This is a genomic window from Curtobacterium sp. MEB011 (assembly GCF_030209655.1).
GTDB classification, from domain to species: Bacteria; Actinomycetota; Actinomycetes; order Actinomycetales; family Microbacteriaceae; genus Curtobacterium; species Curtobacterium poinsettiae.
Genome location: NZ_JARVRN010000009.1, coordinates 144,310 through 161,025, shown reverse-complemented (window position 1 = coordinate 161,025; position 16,716 = coordinate 144,310). Strand labels below are relative to the sequence as shown.

The window sequence follows — 16,716 nt, the reverse complement described above, 5'->3', positions numbered from 1 at the left end:
CTTGTCCGCACGGATCCCCCCGGTCCTCCGACCCGAACACCCGACCCCGAGGGCCGTCGCCGAACTCGCGAACGCGTTCGGTCTGCGTGTCGTCGGCTCGGTCGACACCCTCGAGACCACCGGCGTCACGCTGAGTGCCACCGAGGTGCAGCCGGGTGACCTGTTCGTCGGCGTGCACGGCGCGAACCGGCACGGCGCCCAGTTCGCGACCGAGGCCGCCGAGCGCGGCGCGGTCGCCGTCCTGACCGACCAGGACGGCGTCGCACTCGTCGAGCCGTCCGGCCTGCCGGTGCTCGTCGTCGACGATCCCCGCGCAGCCCTGGGCGACGTCGCCGCGTGGGTCTACCGCACCCACCCCGACGAGGCCACCGACCTGCCGCAGCTGTTCGCCGTCACCGGCACGAACGGCAAGACGAGCACGTCCTACATCCTCGAGGGCATCCTCAAGCAGCTCGGCCTGGTGACCGGCCTGAGCTCGACCGCCGAGCGCCACATCGGTTCGCTCAGCGTGACGAGCCGCCTGACCACGCCCGAGGCCAGCGAGATGCACGCGCTCCTCGCCCGCATGCGCGAGAGCGAGGTCCGCGCCGTCGCCGTCGAGGTCAGTGCCCAGGCCCTGAGCCGTCACCGCGTCGACGGCATCGTCTTCGACGTCGCGGCCTTCACGAACCTGTCGCACGACCACCTCGACGACTACGCCGACATGGAGGAGTACTACCAGGCGAAGCTCCCGCTGTTCCAGCCCGAGCACGCCCGCCGCGGCGTCGTCTCGCTGGACACCGACTGGGGCCACCGCGTGGTGCAGGACTCCCGCATCCCGGTCACCACCATCACGGTGCACCCCGACGTCGAGGCCGAGTGGCACGTCGACATCGTCGAGGCACACGCCGCCTACACCGAGTTCCGCCTGACGGGTCCCGAGGGTCGCGAGCTCACGACCCGTGTGCCCCTGATCGGCTGGCACATGGCCGCGAACGCCGCACTGGCGATCGTCATGCTGGTCGAGGGCGGCTTCGAGCTCGGTGCCATCGCGCACGCGCTCGAGAGCAACCACCGCCGTTACCCCGACGAGGACGGATCGGGCGACCGTGAGCGTGACGGTGCGTCCGAGCGCGTCTCCGCCATCGAGTGCTACCTGCCCGGTCGCACCGAGCGGGTCTCCGGCGAGCACGGGCCGAGCGTCTACGTCGACTTCGGCCACAGCGCCGACGCCTTCGAGAACACGCTCGCCGCGGTCCGGCAGTTCACCGCCGGCAAGGTGCTGATGCTGTTCGGCGCCGACGGTGACCGCGACACCACGAAGCGTGGCGACATGGCCCGCGTGGCCGCCGCCGGCAGCGACATCCTCGTCGTCACCGACCACCACCCCCGCTTCGAGGACGCCGCGTCGATCCGGAAGACCCTGGTCGACGCCGCACGCGCCGCCTACCCGGACCACGAGATCCACGAGGTCAGCCCGCCCGAGGCCGCGATCCGCACCGCGGTGGGCCTGCTCGGTGAAGGGGACTCGATCCTCTGGGCCGGCCCGGGCCACCAGGACTACCGCGACATCCAGGGTGTCCGAACGCCGTACTCCGCCCGCGACGAGGCCCGTGCGGCCCTCCGCGAGGCCGGCTGGGAGCCGAACTCCGGTCCGGCGGAGGACGTCCGATGATCGCCATGACCCTCGCCGAGATCGCCACCGCGGTCAGCGGCGAGCTGATCGGCGGCGCCCAGGCAACCGACGTCGCCGAGCCCGGCGACCTGGTCGTCGAGGGCTCGGTCGAGACCGACTCCCGCCTGGTCCGTCCCGGCAGCGTCTTCTTCGCCCTGCCCGGCGAGGTCACCGACGGCCGGCGCTTCGTGCCCGCCGCGGTCGACGCCGGTGCCGTCCTGGTGATCACGCCGGAGCGTGTCGACACCACCGCGCCGCAGATCGTCGTCACGGACGGCTACGAGGCCCTCGCTGCGCTCGCGCACGAGGTCGTCACCCGTGTCCGCATGAGCGGCGCGGACCGCGTCGATGCCGACGGTCGCCCGGCACCCCTGCGGGTCGTCGGCATCACCGGCTCGAACGGCAAGACGAGCACGAAGAACATGCTCCGCACGATCCTCGAGCAGCACGGCGCGACGATCGCACCCGAGGGCTCGTTCAACAACCACGTCGGCGCACCGATCTCGATGCTCCGCGTCACGTACGACACCCGGTACCTGGTGGTCGAGATGGGCGCGAGCGGCGTCGGCCACATCGCCAAGCTCGTGTCGATCGCCGAGCCCGACCTCGGTGTCGTCCTCAAGGTGGGCCTCGCGCACGCCGGCGAGTTCGGCGGCATCGAGGCGACGCAGCGCGCGAAGTCCGAGATGGTCACCGACCTGCCCGAGACCGCCACGGCCCTGCTCAACGTCGACGACGACCGCGTCGCGTCGATGCGCGACCTGACGGCCGCGCGCGTGGTGGGCTTCGGCACGTCGGCCGAGGCCGACTACCGCATCACCGGCATCGAGACGGACCGCAGCGGCACCCGCTTCACCCTCACCGTTCCTCCCGTCCGCCCCGAAGGCGACCGTCCGACGGACGCAACCCTGTCTGGAGGCCCGGATCACGTCGACGTGCGCCTCGCGATCCTGGGTGAGCACCACGCGATGAACGCGTCCGCCGCGCTCACCGTCGCCCACCTGTGGGGCGTCCCGCTCGCCGACGGCGCCGCGGCGCTCGCGTCGATGACGCGCGCCGAGCGCTGGCGCATGGAGCTGCTCCAGGGCGGCCCCGAGGGCGTCACCGTGATCAACGACGCGTACAACGCGTCGCCCGACTCCACCGCGGCGGCGCTGCGGACCCTGGCGCAGATCGTGCGCCCGGGCGAGCGGACCGTCGCCGTGCTCGGTGAGATGGCCGAGCTCGGTGAGTTCTCCGTCGAGGAGCACGACCGCATCGGTCGGCTCGTCGTCCGCCTCGGCATCGGACAGCTCGTGGTCGTCGGCCGCGGCGCGATGCCCATCCACCAGGCCGCCACCCTCGAGGGATCGTGGGACGGCGAGTCCGTGTACATCGAGGACGTCGACGACGCCGTCCGTGCCATGCAGGAGATGCTCCGCCCCGGCGACGTCGTCCTCGTCAAGTCCTCGAAGTCTGCCGAACTGCGATTCCTCGGCGACCGCCTCGGAGGTGTCACCGAATGATCGCGCTCCTCATCGCCGGCGCCACGTCGCTGGTGTTCACGTTGCTGCTCACCCCGTTCTTCATCAAGCTCTTCCACCGTCTCGGGTGGGGGCAGTTCATCCGTGACGACGGCCCACAGTCCCACCACACCAAGCGCGGCACCGCCACGATGGGTGGCATCGTCCTCATCATCGGTGCGGTGATCGGGTACTTCGTGGGCCACCTGATCGGAGGCGACTCGATCACGCTGTCCGGCCTGCTCGTGCTGTTCCTGATGGTCGGGCTCGGGTTCGTCGGCTTCATCGACGACTTCCTCAAGGTCCGGCGTCAGCGGAGCCTCGGGCTCGGTGGCTGGGCGAAGATCCTCGGCCAGGTCATCGTCGGCGTCATCTTCGCCACGATCGCACTGGTCGTGCCCACGTCGAACGGCAAGCCCCCGGCATCCACGATGATCTCGGCCGTCCGCGACGTGCCGTGGCTCGACTTCATGGCGCTCGGCACCGTCATCGGCACGGTGCTGTTCCTCGGCTGGATCGTCCTGCTGACGGTGTCCACGTCGAACGGCGTGAACGTCGCCGACGGCCTCGACGGCCTGGCGACGGGATCGAGCATCCTGGCGATCGGCTCGTACGTCATCATCGGTTTCTGGCAGTCGAACCAGATCTGCGGCGGGACCCGGCTCGACTCGGACACCGCACACGCCTGCTACACCGTCGCGAACCCGCTCGACCTCGCCGTGGTCGCGGCCGCGGTCTGCGGTGGGCTCATCGGGTTCCTCTGGTACAACACCTCGCCGGCACAGATCTTCCTCGGCGACACCGGTTCGCTCGGCCTCGGCGGTGCCCTGGCCGGCCTCGCGATCCTCAGCCGCACCGAGCTGCTGCTGGTCCTCATCGGTGGCCTGTTCTTCATCGTCACCGGTTCGGTCATCCTGCAGCGTGCGTACTTCAAGATCACCCACGGCAAGCGCATCTTCCTGATGAGTCCGCTGCACCACCACTTCGAACTGAAGGGGTGGGCCGAGGTGACGGTCGTCGTCCGCTTCTGGATCATCGCCGGACTCTTCGTCGCGGCGGGGGTCGGGCTCTTCTACCTCGAATGGATCGCAAGCGTTGGTTGACCCGGTGTCCTCGTCGTCCCGTCTCGAGTCCCTCGACAGCTGGCACGCCGAAGGGTGGAAGGGGCTGAACGTCGCCGTCCTCGGCCTGGGTGCCACCGGGTTCTCGGTCGCCGACACCCTCGTCGAGCTCGGCAGCGAGGTGACGGTCTACTCGTCCGACGCCCCGGCCGACAGCGTCGAGCTGCTCGACGTCATCGGTGCCCGGTTCCTGCAGACGCCGCTCGACACCGTGCCGGACGCGCTCGTCGCGCAGGCGCCCGACGTCGTGGTCGTGTCGCCGGGGCTGCCCCCGCACAACGCCACCGTGCAGTGGTCGGTGGTGAACAGCACCGTCTGGGGTGACATCGAGCTCGCCTGGCGTGTCCGCGACAAGGTCGTCCGCGGCCCGGTCGCGGCCCCGTGGATCACGATCACCGGCACGAACGGCAAGACCACGACGACGCAGCTGACGACCGCGATGTACGAGGCCGGCGGACTGCGGGCCGTGGCGTGCGGGAACATCGGCGTGCCGGTGCTCGATGTCGTCCGCGACCCGGTCGGGTACGACGTGCTCGTCGTCGAGCTGTCGAGTCACCAGCTGCACTACATGGCGACATCCGGCGACGGTGCCGTGGTGCCCCTCGCGAGTGCCTGCCTGAACATCGCCGACGACCACCTGGAGTGGCACGGTTCCGCCGAGGCGTACCGCGCGGCGAAGGCCAAGGTCTACGAGCGCACCGTGATGGCGTGCGTCTACAACACCTCGGACGAGGTCACCCGGCAGATGGTGCAGGAGGCCGACGTGGTGGAGGGCTGCCGAGCGGTCGGCTTCACCCCCGGTGTCCCCGCCCCCGGTGACGTCGGCATCGTCGAGGACGTCCTGTGCGACCGGGCCTTCAACGAGGACCGCCGCAACAGCGCACTCGAGCTCTCGACGGTCGCCGACCTCGAGGCCGCCGGGCTCGCCAGCCCGCACATGACCATGAACGTCCTGGCCGCCGCTGCGCTGGCGCGTGCCGGCACCGTCCAGCCGAGCGCCATCCAGACGGCCGTCCGGGCCTTCCGTGCCGACCACCACCGCACCGAGCTCGTCGCAGAGTCCGCGGGCATCGCCTGGGTCGACGACTCCAAGGCCACGAACCCGCACGCCGCCACCGCGTCCCTGGCGTCCTTCGACACCGTCGTGTGGATCGTCGGGGGCCTGTTCAAGGGCGTCGACATCGACGGCCTGGTCGAGCGCTTCGGTCCGGACGTCCGCGCCGTCGTCGTCATCGGGACCGACCGGGCCCCGGTGCTCGAGGCATTCGCGCGACACGCGTCCGCGGTCCCCGTGCTCCAGGTCGAGACGACGGACACTGATCAGGTCATGCGCGAGGCGGTCCGGCATGCCGCATCGGTCGCGAGGCCGGGCGACACGGTCCTCCTCGCCCCGGCGGCGGCGTCGTTCGACCAGTTCGGCTCCTACGCCGACCGGGGGCAGCGTTTCGCTGCCGCGGTCAACGAACACCTGGGAGGAGAAGTCGATGGCGACGACACCGACGGATCTTCCGAACAGCCGTAACGGCCGGACCGCGTCGACCCCACGACGGACGAACGGCGCGATCGTCGCCGTCAAGAACGTCTTCGTCGCGGAGTCCAGCACCTTCTACACGATCCTCGGCGTCACGCTGTTCCTCGTCGTCTTCGGCGTCGTCATGGTGCTGTCCTCGTCGAGCGTCGAGGAGTACGCGGCGACCCACGACTTCTTCGGGGCGGCTTCCCGCCAGGGCCTGTACGCCGTGCTCGGCGTGCCGCTCATGCTCATCGCGAGCCGGGTCCCGACCAGGATCTGGCGGAAGTGGGCGATGCGGCTGCTCGGCGCGGCGCTCGTGCTGCAGCTGCTCGTGTTCACCCCGCTCGGTCTCGACATCCAGGGCAACCGGAACTGGATCAAGCTCGGGTCGTTCACCGCGCAGCCGTCCGAGGTCGTCAAGCTCGGCCTGGTGCTCGGCATCGGCGCGATCCTCTACGTCAAGCGGGAGAAGCTCGACGACTGGAAAGAGGTCTTCATCCCGATCGGGATCGCCTCGATGCTGTCGCTCGGGCTCGTGGTCCTGGGTGGCGACCAGGGCACGGCGATGGTCATGCTCATCCTGGTCTTCGGCGCCCTGTACATCGGCGGCGTCCGCGCCCGGCACCTGCTCGTCGGCCTGGCCGCGTTCGCCGTGATGCTGCCCTTCGTCACGATGGCGTCGGCCTCGCGGTCGACGCGCATCAGCGCATGGCTGTCCGGGTGCACCGACTCCAGCCAGTACCAGGACATCTGCTGGCAGCCCGTGCACGGCATGTGGGCGCTCGCGTCCGGCGGGGTGTTCGGCGTGGGCCTCGGCAACTCGAAGGCCAAGTGGTCGTGGCTGCCCGAGGCGGACAACGACTACATCTTCGCGATCATCGGCGAGGAGCTCGGCCTGATCGGTGCCGTCGTGGTGCTGAGCCTGTTCGTCGTGCTCGCCGTCGGCATGATCAAGATCATCCGGCAGTCCCGCGACCCCTTCGTCAAGACGGTCACCGGCGGCATCCTCGCGTGGATCATCGGCCAGGCACTCATCAACATCGCGGTCGTGCTCGGCCTGCTGCCGGTGCTCGGTGTGCCCCTGCCACTCATCTCGGCCGGTGGTTCGGCCCTCATCATGACCCTGGTGGCGATCGGCGTCGTGCTCTCCTTCGCCCGCGACCTGCCCGGCAAGAACGACCCCGGCCTGACGAACGCCCCACTCGGCCGGACCTCCACGAACGGATCACTGCGGTGAGCAAGTACCTCTTCGCCGGCGGCGGCACCGCCGGCCACGTCAACCCCCTGCTCGCGGTCGCCGACCGGCTGACCGAGCGGGAGCCCGGCGCCGAGGTCCTCGTGCTGGGCACCGCCGAGGGCCTGGAGTCCCGCCTCGTCCCGATGCGCGGCTACGAGCTGCTGACGATCCCGCGCCTGCCGTTCCCGCGGAAGCTGAACAGTGCGGCCCTGCGCTTCCCGCAGCGCTTCGCGGCGGCGGTCAAGCGGACCGAGCAGATCATCCGCGACCACGAGATCGAGGTGGTGCTCGGTGTGGGTGGCTACGCGGCCGCTCCGGCGTACATCGCCGCCCGCCGCACCGGCACCCCGATCGTCGTGCACGAGCAGAACGCGAAGCCCGGGCTGGCGAACCGCCTCGCCGCGTTCCTCACCGAGCACGTCGGCCTGACCTTCTCGAACACGCGCCTGCGCCACGGCCGCGTCGTGGGCATGCCGCTCCGTCGCGAGATCGAGTCACTCGACCGCCGTGCCTCCCGTGCCGAGGGGCTCGCCGAGTTCGGGCTGGACCCGGACCGGCCGGTCCTGCTCGTCACCGGTGGGTCCTCGGGCGCGCGGAGCATCAACCGGACGATCAACCAGTCGGCCGCCGCGATCGTCGGTGCCGGCTGGCAGGTCCTGCACGTCGTGGGCGCCGCGTCGGACATCGGCCCGAGCGACCTCGAGGGCTACCACGTGCTGCCGTACTGCGACCGGATGGACCTGGCCTACGCGGCGAGCGACTTCGTCGTGTCGCGCGCCGGCGCCGGCATGGTCTGCGAGCTCACGGCCGTCGGACTGCCGAGCGTGCTCGTGCCGTACCCGGTGGGCAACGGCGAGCAGCGTCACAACGCGAAGGACGTCGTCGACGCCGGGGGAGCCGTCCTGGTGGCCGACGGGGAATTCGACCGCGACTGGGTGACGTTCCAGTTGCTGAGCATCCTGCAGGACCGCTCCCGCATCGCGGACATGACCGTGCGGGCGGGCAGCGTGGGCCACCGCGACGGCGCCGACCGGATGACGGACCTGGTCCTCGACGCCGCGAAGGCGGCCCCCAGCACCACGGAGGAACGATGACCATCAAGCCGGACCTGACCCAGCCGATCCCGGACGACCTCGGCACGGTGCACTTCGTCGGCATCGGCGGCTCGGGCATGAGCGGGATCGCCCGGATGTTCCTCGCGGCCGGCCACCGCGTGACCGGCAGTGACTCCCGCGAGACGGAGACCACCGGCACGATGCGCGACCTCGGTGCGACGGTGCACATCGGGCACGACGCCGCGAACGTCGGCGAGGCGGACAGCATCGTCGTCACGAGCGCACTGTGGCCGGACAACCCCGAGCTCCTCGAGGCCCAGCGCCGCGGCCTGCCGGTCCTGCACCGGTCGCAGGCCCTCGCCGCCCTGATCGCCGAGCACCGCCTGGTCGCGGTCGCCGGTGCGCACGGCAAGACCACCTCGACCGGCATGATCGTCACCGCCATGGTCGAGCTCGGTCTCGACCCGAGCTTCGTCAACGGCGGCGTCATCCAGTCCCTCGGCACCAGCTCGGCCCCGGGGTCCAGCGACCTGTTCGTCGTCGAGGCCGACGAGTCCGACGGCTCGTTCCTGCTCTACGACGTCGCGGTGGCCCTCGTCACGAACGTCGACGCCGACCACCTGGACCACTACGGCAGCGAAGAGGCCTTCACCGAGGCCTTCGTCGAGTTCGCCGCGAAGGCGAGCCAGCGCGTCGTCATCTCGAGCGACGACGCCGGTGCGAAGACGGTCACGGCCGGCATCCGCCAGCGCCCGGACGCCCCCGAGATCGTCACCTTCGGCGAGGCCGCCGACGCGGACGTCCGCATCGAGGGCATCACCGAGTCCGCCGGCGTCGAGGTCGACTTCCGCGCCGGTGGTCAGGCATACCACCTGACCCTCCGCGTGCCCGGCCGGCACAACGCGATCAACGCCGTCGGTGCCTTCGCGGTGCTGACCGGTCTCGGCGTCGCCCCGGTCGACGCGATCCGCGGGCTCGAGGCGTTCGGCGGCACCCAGCGCCGCTTCGAGCTGCACGGGGTCGAGCGCGGGGTCTCGGTCTACGACGACTACGCGCACCACCCGACCGAGGTGGCCGCCGCGCTCAAGGCCGCCCGCAACGTGGTCGGGGACGGCCGCATCATCGCGATCCACCAGCCGCACCTGTACTCCCGCACCCGTCTGATGGCCGGCGACTTCGCCAAGGTGTACGAGGAACTCGCCGACCACACGGTCGTGCTCGACGTCTACGGCGCCCGCGAGGACCCGGAGCCCGGCGTGACCGGTGCCCTGGTGCAGGAGCGCTTCGCCGACCAGTCGCGCGTCGAGTTCCTGCCCGACTGGGACGACGCTGCGGCCCGTGCGGCCGCGGTCGCCCGGGACGGCGACATCATCATGACGCTCAGCTGCGGCGACGTGTACCGGATCATCCCGCAGGTGCTCGACGCCCTGGGCACCGACGGAGCGTCGTCCCGGTGAAGCGCCCCGAGGGGTTCGACGAGGGGGACGCCCGCCAGGACGCCCCGGCCGAGGCTGCGGAAGCGCCCCGGCAGCGTCGTGGTCCCTCGAAGCCGCGGCTGCCGTTCCGCGGCCGCGTCGCCGACGCCCGGGAGGCCCGTCCCGCGTCCGACGAGTCGGCTGCGGCCGTCGAAACCCCCGCCCCCACCACCCCGGGCAGCACTCCGGCACCCGGTGCCTCCGGCACGCGCCCCCCAGCGGTCGGTGCGCCCCCGAGTGTCGGGGCGCGACGGCCGTCCGCGGGCGCAGATCCGACCACCGCTGCCGCCGACTCGACGCGCGACCGCGTCGGCGCCCTCGCGGGCGCGGCCGGCCGCCGCGTCGGCGCCGGCTTCGGGGCCGTCGCCGACCGCCTGCGCGAGTACACACCGGACGAGGACCACCGCGACCCGCGCCCCGACGCGGGCAACGCGCCCCGAGGAGACGGGGCGCGACGACCGTCCGGGGGCGCGGCGGGCAGTGCACGCGACCACGACGCGACCGTGACCGACGTCCTCGACGCGAGCGGTGCCTCCCGGACGGAGCAGCACGCCGAGGCGCCCATCGGGGCGCGGGTGCGCGCCGCGGAGACCGCCCGCGAGGCGCGCATCGCGAAGCGTCGCCGTCGCCTGCTCGAGCGTGCCGAGGTCCGCCGGTTCACCCGGCGCAGCCGGCACCGTCGCGCCGCCTGGATCACGGCGGCGAGCGTCGTCCTGGTGCTCGGGGTCTCGATCCTGGTCGCGGTGTTCTCGCCGCTGATGGCGCTCCGCACGATCGAGGTCAAGGGGACCAACCGCGTCGACGAGACGGCCCTGCGCCAGGCGCTGTCCGACCAGATCGGCACCCCCCTGGCCCGGCTCGACTTCGACGCGATCAAGCGCGACGTCGCCGGGTTCCCGCTGATCGAGAGCTACGTGACCGAAGAGGCGCCGCCGCACACGCTCGTCGTCACGGTCACCGAGCGCACGCCGGTGGTCGCCGTGCGGTCCGGCAGCACGTTCGACCTCGTCGACCCCGCCGGCATCGTCGTGCAGTCGTCGCCGAAGCGTCCGGCCACGATGCCGCTCGCCGACATCGCCCGTGCACGCCTGGGCTCCTCGAGCTTCCGCACGATGACCGAGGTCGTGCTGGCGTTGCCGTCGACGGTCCGGTCCCAGGTCACCCGCGTCGCCGGGTCCACCGCCGACGACGTCACCCTGACCCTCAAGGACGGCTCGACCGTCGTGTGGGGGAGCCCGGACGACTCGGACGCGAAGGCCGCGCTGCTCGCCGCGTTGGTCAAGGACCACGAGGCGCGGAACCCGGGCGTCGTCGTCGAGTACGACGTGTCGGCACCGGACAACGGCGTGATCCGCGCGAAGGACTGAATTGCCGACCTGATCGGCGACACGCGGCGTGGCGGGGCGACAGTGCGCCGAACGCACCCGTAGCGTCGAAGCCAGCACCACATCTACCAGCATTGCCCCTGAACTTCAAGTAGAGGTTGAGGGTTCTACCGGAGGCCTGACTGACGTGACCACGAACCACAACTACCTCGCCGTCATCAAGGTCGTCGGTGTCGGCGGCGGCGGCGTCAACGCCGTCAACCGCATGATCGAGCTCGGTCTCCGTGGGGTCGAGTTCATCGCGATCAACACCGACGCCCAGGCACTGCTGCTCAGCGACGCCGACGTCAAGCTCGACGTCGGCCGCGAGATCACCCGCGGGCTCGGCGCCGGCGCGGACCCCGAGGTCGGCCGTCGTGCCGCCGAGGACCACGCCGAGGAGATCGAAGAGGCCCTGGCCGGCGCCGACATGGTGTTCGTCACCGCGGGCGAGGGCGGCGGCACCGGCACCGGTGGTGCTCCGGTCGTCGCGCGCATCGCGAAGTCCATCGGCGCACTGACCATCGGTGTCGTCACGAAGCCGTTCAGCTTCGAGGGCAAGCGCCGCCAGTCCCAGGCCGAGAACGGCGTCGCTGGCCTCAAGGACGAGGTCGACACGCTCATCGTCGTGCCGAACGACCGCTTGCTCGAGATCAGCGACCGTGGCATCTCCATGGTCGAGGCGTTCGCCACGGCCGACCAGGTGCTCCTGGCCGGCGTGCAGGGCATCACCGACCTCATCACCACCCCCGGCCTGATCAACCTCGACTTCGCCGACGTGAAGAGCGTCATGCAGGGTGCGGGTTCCGCGCTCATGGGCATCGGTTCGTCGCGCGGTGCCGACCGTGCGATCAAGGCGGCCGAGCTCGCCGTCGCGTCGCCGCTGCTCGAGGCCTCGATCGACGGTGCGCACGGCGTGTTGCTCTCGATCCAGGGCGGCTCGAACCTCGGCATCTTCGAGATCAACGACGCCGCTCGTCTGGTGCAGGAAGCCGTGCACCCCGAGGCGAACATCATCTTCGGTGCGGTCATCGACGACACCCTGGGTGACGAGGTCCGCGTCACCGTCATCGCCGCGGGCTTCGACGGTGGCGAGCCGGCGCAGCAGCAGAAGGAGCGTCGCTCCAGCTACGTCGACCCGGAGTCGAGTGTCTCGGCACCCGTCGCCGCTTCGACCGGCGCGATCGAGGACTCCACCACGTCGAGCCCGTCCTGGGCCTCGCAGGAACACCAGCCGCCGGTGCAGCGCGCCGCCGACCCGGCGTTCGACGACGACGACGAGCTCGACGTCCCCGACTTCCTGAAGTAACCCACCCGTGGTAGCCGACACGCGCCTCCAGGCCTCGTCTCACGACGACGGACCGGAGGCGCGCGTTGCGTCCGTCCGGAGGGGCATCGCCGACGCGGCGCGAGCCGCAGGGCGCTCGCCCGACGAACTCACGCTCGTCGTCGTCACGAAGTACCGCCCGGCGTCCCTCGTGCGCGAGCTGGCCGCACTCGGCGTGACGGACGTGGGGGAGAACCGCCACCAGGAGGCACAGGCCAAGGCTGCGGAACTCGCCGACCTCGACCTGACCTGGCACTTCATCGGGCAGCTGCAGTCGAAGAAGGCCCGGCAGGCCCGGCGGTACGCCCACGTCGTGCAGTCGCTCGACCGCGGGTCCGTCGTCGACGCGTTCGCCCCGACCGAGGCCGAGCCGGAACCGCCGGTCATCGACGGGTTCGTGCAGGTGAACCTGACCGACGACCCCGGCCGTGGTGGGGTGCAGCCGGACGACGTCGAGGCGATGGTGGAGCGCGTGCTGGCCACCGGGACGATCCGGTTGCGGGGTGTGATGGCCGTCGCACCCCTCGACGAGGAACCCCGTCCAGCCTTCGCCCGGCTCCGTTCGATCTCCGAGCGGGTCGTGGCGCTCGAGCCCGGTGCCACCGACATCTCGGCCGGCATGAGCGGGGACTACGCCGAGGCGATCCTCGAGGGCGCGACACACCTGCGGATCGGCACCGCAATCACGGGAAACCGGCCGCTCGCACCCTAGCCTCGTTGCAGGGCACCACGAGCACGAACCCCGGAGGAACCATGGCCAACCCGCTGAAGAAGACGATGGTCTACCTCGGCCTCGCCGACGAGGAACTCGACTACGAGGACGAGCAGCAGGCCGAGCCCGCGCGCCAGCAGGCAGCCCCTGCTCGCCAGGCCGCAGCGGCTGCTCCGGCGGCCGCCGAACCGCAGGAGACCCCCGCCGCGGCAGCAGCCCCGGTGGCCGTTCCCGCAGCGGCGCCGGCTCCCACCAAGACGCACACCCACCAGCGCGGCGCCCAGGTCACTCCGCTCCGCCGCTCGCACACGACCGCACAGAAGGCGACCCCGGTCCAGGAAATGAACGAGATCCTCACCGTCCACCCGCGCGAGTACAAGGACGCCCAGTCCATCGCCGAGAGCTTCCGCGACGGCATCCCCGTCATCATCAACCTCTCGCAGATGACCGAGGGTGACGCTCGACGCATGATCGACTTCGCCTCCGGTCTGTCGCTCGGGCTGTTCGGCAAGATCGAGCGCGTCACCAACAAGGTCTTCCTCCTGTCGCCGGCGCACGTCGCAGTGAGCGGTGAGCCTGCTGAGGTAGAGTCCGACATCGAGGCGAACTTCTTCGCCCAGTCCTGAGCCGTACCCGGCACACCCGCCCCTGAGCGTCGTCTGACGACGCTCGCCCGAGACGAGCGAGCCCCATCGTGTCCGTGATCCTAGGGATCATCTCCCTCGCGTTGCTCCTGTACTTCTTCGTGATGTGGGGGCGCTTCGCGCTCGACCTCGTGCAGAGCTTCAACCGATCCTGGCGTCCGCGCGGGGGCATGCTCGTGGTGTCCGAGTTCGTCTACACGATCACGGATCCGCCCATCCGAGCGGTGCGACGGGTCCTCCCGCCGCTCCGCCTGGGGCCGGTCGCGCTCGACTTCGGCTGGACGATCGTGATGCTCGTCGTCATCATCGCCCGGTTCGTGGTCGCCGCTCTGGCACGCGGTATCTGAGCGGAATCCCGTCCGCGACACGCGCCACGCCAGGCGCGCGGCACGGTTCCGCCCCATCGTCGGTGTACGGTGGTCGGGATCGATGCCCGCTCCGGTGGCGCATCCGCACCGCACGGTACGACTGGTAAGTTCGGTCGCACCGCATGCGGTTCCACACGTTCAGCAGTTCTATTGAGGTGACGGCAATGGCTTTGACGCCGGAAGACGTAGTCAACAAGCGGTTCCAGCCGACGAAGTTCCGCGAGGGCTACGACCAGGACGAGGTCGATGACTTCCTCGACGAGGTCGTGGTCGAGCTCCGTCGCCTGACCGCGGAGAACGACGAGCTCCGCCAGCGCCTGCAGGCGGCCGAGTCGGCCCCGCAGTCGGCGCAGGCCGAGCAGCCCGCTCCCGCAGCGGAACCGGAGCCCACGCCGGCACCGGTCGAGGCAGCACCGGAGCCCGCTCCGGTCGCCGCGGCCGCTCCGGTCACGACGGTCCCCGCCGACGAGGACACCGAGGGCACCACGAACCTCCTGACCCTGGCGCGTCGCCTCCACGAGGAGCACGTGCGCGAGGGCATCGAGAAGCGCGACGCGCTCATCGCCGAGGGCACCGCCCAGGCGGCTCGCCTGGTCTCCGAGGCCGAGGCGAAGCAGCGCCAGATCATCGCCGACACCGAGAACACGAACCGTCAGCGTGTCGCGGTGCTCGAGCAGGAGCAGCGCCAGCTCGAGGGCAAGATCGACGAGCTCCGGACCTTCGAGCGCGACTACCGTGCGCAGCTCAAGAGCTACATCCAGGGGCAGCTCTCCGAGCTCGACTCCTCGGGCGAGCAGTCCGGTCTCACCCCGGCGCCGGCTTCGGCGCAGGGCTTCGGCAACTGACGTTGTCGCGACCAGCATCACGAGCGAAGGTCAGTGTCCGCGCTATCGCGGCACTGGCCTTCGCCGCTGTCGTGGTGGTGGCGTTCGATCAGGTCGCCAAGACGCTGGTCGTCGCGAACCTGCCGTACGGCACCCCCGTGCCGGTCCTGGGCGGGGCGTTGCAGTTCTTGTACGTCCGGAATCCGGGGGCCGCGTTCTCGTTCGCGGTGAACATGACCTGGGTGTTCTCGGTCATCTCGGCCGCGGTCGTCGTCGCGATCATCGTGTACTCGCGTCGCATCCGGTCGATGTGGTGGGCGATCGTGCTCGGCATGCTGCTCGGCGGCGCGCTGGGCAACCTGCTCGACCGGCTCTTCCGTGAACCCGGCTTCGGTCGGGGGCACGTGGTCGACTTCATCTCGACCCCCTGGATGATGCCGGCGATCTACAACGTCGCCGACTCCTTCATCTGCATCAGCATGGTGGTCTTCGTGCTGCTGGTGATCCTCGGGGTGAACCTCGACGGCACCCGTACGCTCTCGGCCAAACGCCAGGCGCAGCTCGACGCGGCGGAGCCGGCCGACCCGGCGCAGCCGCTCGACGGTGGGGCCGCGTTGTCGTCGACCGACGCTGCTCTCGACGAGCCGACCCGCGCCTCCAGGCCGAACGACGGCGACCGTCGCGACACGCTGGGCCACGACGCCACGTGACCGAATCGCGTTCTCTTCCCGTGCCCGACGGGCTCGCCGGTGAGCGCGTCGACGCCGCCATCGCGAAGCTCCTCGGCTTCAGCCGTTCGTTCGCGGCCGACGTCGTCGCCGCGGGCGGCGTCCGCGTCGACGGTGTTCCCGTCGACAAGTCGGACCGGCTGCACGCCGACTCCTGGCTCGAGGTCGAGTGGACCCCGAAGGAGCCGCCGCGCATCGTGCCGGCAGCCGTGCCGGGCATGACGATCGTGCACGACGACGAGGACATCGTCGTCGTGGACAAGCCCGTCGGGGTCGCCGCGCACCCCTCGCCGGGGTGGGACGGGCCGACCGTGCCCGGGGGCCTCGCCGCCGCCGGGTTCACCATCGCGACCTCCGGGGCCGCCGAACGCGCCGGGATCGTGCACCGGCTGGACGTCGGGACCTCGGGCCTGATGGTCGTCGCGAAGACCGAGCTGGCGTACACACACCTCAAGCGGGCGTTCAAGGAGCGCACGGTCGAGAAGGTCTACCACGCGCTCGCGCAGGGCCACCCCGACCCGACCTCCGGCACGATCGACGCCCCGATCGGTCGGCACCCGTCGAGCGACTGGAAGTTCGCGGTCACGTCGGAGGGCAAGCCGAGCGTCACCCACTACGAGACGCTCGAGGCCTTCCGCTCCGCGACCCTGCTCGAGGTGCACCTGGAGACCGGGCGCACGCACCAGATCCGGGTGCACATGGCCGCGACCCGCCACCCGCTCGTCGGCGACACGATGTACGGTGCCGACCCGGTGCTGGCGGCCGAGCTCGGGCTGACCCGCCAGTGGCTCGACGCCGTCCGGCTGGGCTTCGACCACCCCCGCACGGGCGAGTGGGTGTCGTTCGAGGCGCAGTACCCGGACGACCTGCAGGCAGCGCTGGAGCAGATCCGGAGCGCGTCGCTCTGACACACCCGGCCGCTCGTTCCGAGGGGTCACGAACTGTCGGCTGCGGAGCCGTCAGGCGACGCGTTCTGCACCCGCGGCGGCCCGCGTGCGGCGTGTCCTGCCCGCTCGGCGGCGCGCGCCGCGTGTGTCGCGATCCGATGCCGGTCTGGAGGCGCGGTGCGGGCCCGCCCCGAGCCTCCCGTCCGCCCCGCCCGGTCTCTTTCGCCGCGGGGTCACGAAGTGTGGGCTGCGGAGTCGCCAGGCGACGCCTGCTGCACCCGCGGCGGCTCGCGTGCGGCGTGTCT

At 71.0% G+C, this 16,716-nt stretch carries 15 protein-coding genes; all 15 read left to right on the top strand.

Features of this window, described 5'->3' with window-relative positions; translation table 11 throughout:
• Position 1: 1 nt before the first annotated feature.
• The 15 genes from QRN30_RS12355 to QRN30_RS12285 all read left to right on the top strand — a co-directional run bounded on the left by QRN30_RS12355 (position 2) and on the right by QRN30_RS12285 (position 16,432).
• Positions 2–1,654, top strand: coding sequence for a Mur ligase family protein (locus tag QRN30_RS12355; RefSeq protein WP_017886620.1), 1,653 nt, complete (start codon positions 2–4; stop codon positions 1,652–1,654).
• The gene (locus QRN30_RS12350; RefSeq protein WP_042537340.1) at positions 1,651–3,159 is read left to right on the top strand and encodes a UDP-N-acetylmuramoyl-tripeptide--D-alanyl-D-alanine ligase; all 1,509 of its coding nucleotides are present in this window, start codon (positions 1,651–1,653) and stop codon (positions 3,157–3,159) included. The genes QRN30_RS12355 and QRN30_RS12350 overlap by 4 nt, the downstream gene beginning before the upstream one ends.
• A complete protein-coding gene (mraY, locus tag QRN30_RS12345) occupies positions 3,156–4,259 on the top strand; it encodes a phospho-N-acetylmuramoyl-pentapeptide-transferase (protein ID WP_017886622.1) in 1,104 nt (367 codons plus the stop codon). The genes QRN30_RS12350 and mraY overlap by 4 nt, the downstream gene beginning before the upstream one ends.
• A 4-nt stretch (positions 4,260–4,263) precedes the next feature.
• Positions 4,264–5,799 carry a UDP-N-acetylmuramoyl-L-alanine--D-glutamate ligase gene (gene murD, locus QRN30_RS12340; protein ID WP_274008378.1) on the top strand — a complete coding sequence of 512 codons (1,536 nt, stop codon included), beginning with the start codon at positions 4,264–4,266 and terminating at the stop codon, positions 5,797–5,799.
• Positions 5,762–7,027, top strand: coding sequence for a putative lipid II flippase FtsW (ftsW, locus tag QRN30_RS12335; protein WP_017886624.1), 1,266 nt, complete (start codon positions 5,762–5,764; stop codon positions 7,025–7,027). Before murD ends, ftsW begins: the two co-directional genes overlap by 38 nt.
• Positions 7,024–8,121 (top strand): undecaprenyldiphospho-muramoylpentapeptide beta-N-acetylglucosaminyltransferase, encoded by a 1,098-nt coding sequence (gene murG, locus QRN30_RS12330; protein WP_017886625.1) that lies wholly within the window; start codon positions 7,024–7,026, stop codon positions 8,119–8,121. The genes ftsW and murG overlap by 4 nt, the downstream gene beginning before the upstream one ends.
• A complete protein-coding gene (gene murC / locus QRN30_RS12325; RefSeq protein WP_017886626.1) occupies positions 8,118–9,539 on the top strand; it encodes a UDP-N-acetylmuramate--L-alanine ligase in 1,422 nt (473 codons plus the stop codon). Before murG ends, murC begins: the two co-directional genes overlap by 4 nt.
• Complete coding sequence (locus QRN30_RS12320) at positions 9,536–10,924, top strand: cell division protein FtsQ/DivIB (protein ID WP_284761149.1); 1,389 nt, start codon at positions 9,536–9,538, stop codon at positions 10,922–10,924. Before murC ends, QRN30_RS12320 begins: the two co-directional genes overlap by 4 nt.
• Positions 10,925–11,069: 145 nt before the next feature.
• Positions 11,070–12,230 (top strand): cell division protein FtsZ, encoded by a 1,161-nt coding sequence (gene ftsZ, locus QRN30_RS12315; protein WP_017886628.1) that lies wholly within the window; start codon positions 11,070–11,072, stop codon positions 12,228–12,230.
• Between the two features lie 7 nt (positions 12,231–12,237).
• Positions 12,238–12,960, top strand: a complete 723-nt coding sequence (locus tag QRN30_RS12310; protein WP_284761148.1) for a YggS family pyridoxal phosphate-dependent enzyme — start codon at positions 12,238–12,240, stop codon at positions 12,958–12,960.
• A gap of 41 nt (positions 12,961–13,001) precedes the next feature.
• The gene (locus tag QRN30_RS12305) at positions 13,002–13,586 is read left to right on the top strand and encodes a cell division protein SepF (RefSeq protein ID WP_056068260.1); all 585 of its coding nucleotides are present in this window, start codon (positions 13,002–13,004) and stop codon (positions 13,584–13,586) included.
• A 68-nt stretch (positions 13,587–13,654) separates the two neighbouring features.
• Positions 13,655–13,951, top strand: coding sequence for a YggT family protein (locus tag QRN30_RS12300; protein ID WP_017886631.1), 297 nt, complete (start codon positions 13,655–13,657; stop codon positions 13,949–13,951).
• A 185-nt stretch (positions 13,952–14,136) separates the two neighbouring features.
• The gene (locus QRN30_RS12295) at positions 14,137–14,817 is read left to right on the top strand and encodes a DivIVA domain-containing protein (RefSeq protein WP_031259434.1); all 681 of its coding nucleotides are present in this window, start codon (positions 14,137–14,139) and stop codon (positions 14,815–14,817) included.
• A gap of 77 nt (positions 14,818–14,894) precedes the next feature.
• Positions 14,895–15,506 carry a signal peptidase II gene (gene lspA, locus QRN30_RS12290; protein ID WP_284761147.1) on the top strand — a complete coding sequence of 204 codons (612 nt, stop codon included), beginning with the start codon at positions 14,895–14,897 and terminating at the stop codon, positions 15,504–15,506.
• Positions 15,503–16,432 carry an RluA family pseudouridine synthase gene (locus tag QRN30_RS12285; RefSeq protein WP_031259437.1) on the top strand — a complete coding sequence of 310 codons (930 nt, stop codon included), beginning with the start codon at positions 15,503–15,505 and terminating at the stop codon, positions 16,430–16,432. Before lspA ends, QRN30_RS12285 begins: the two co-directional genes overlap by 4 nt.
• The last annotated feature ends 284 nt before the right edge of the window (positions 16,433–16,716 follow it).

Bases quoted from the DNA above. Each gene is read 5' to 3' on its own strand.
- QRN30_RS12350 (WP_042537340.1), top strand. From the start codon at position 1,651: ATGATCGCCATGACCCTCGCCGAGATCGCCACCGCGGTCAGCGGCGAG.
- mraY (WP_017886622.1), top strand. From the start codon at position 3,156: ATGATCGCGCTCCTCATCGCCGGCGCCACGTCGCTGGTGTTCACGTTG.
- ftsW (WP_017886624.1), top strand. From the start codon at position 5,762: ATGGCGACGACACCGACGGATCTTCCGAACAGCCGTAACGGCCGGACC.
- murC (WP_017886626.1), top strand. From the start codon at position 8,118: ATGACCATCAAGCCGGACCTGACCCAGCCGATCCCGGACGACCTCGGC.
- QRN30_RS12305 (WP_056068260.1), top strand. From the start codon at position 13,002: ATGGCCAACCCGCTGAAGAAGACGATGGTCTACCTCGGCCTCGCCGAC.
- QRN30_RS12295 (WP_031259434.1), top strand. From the start codon at position 14,137: ATGGCTTTGACGCCGGAAGACGTAGTCAACAAGCGGTTCCAGCCGACG.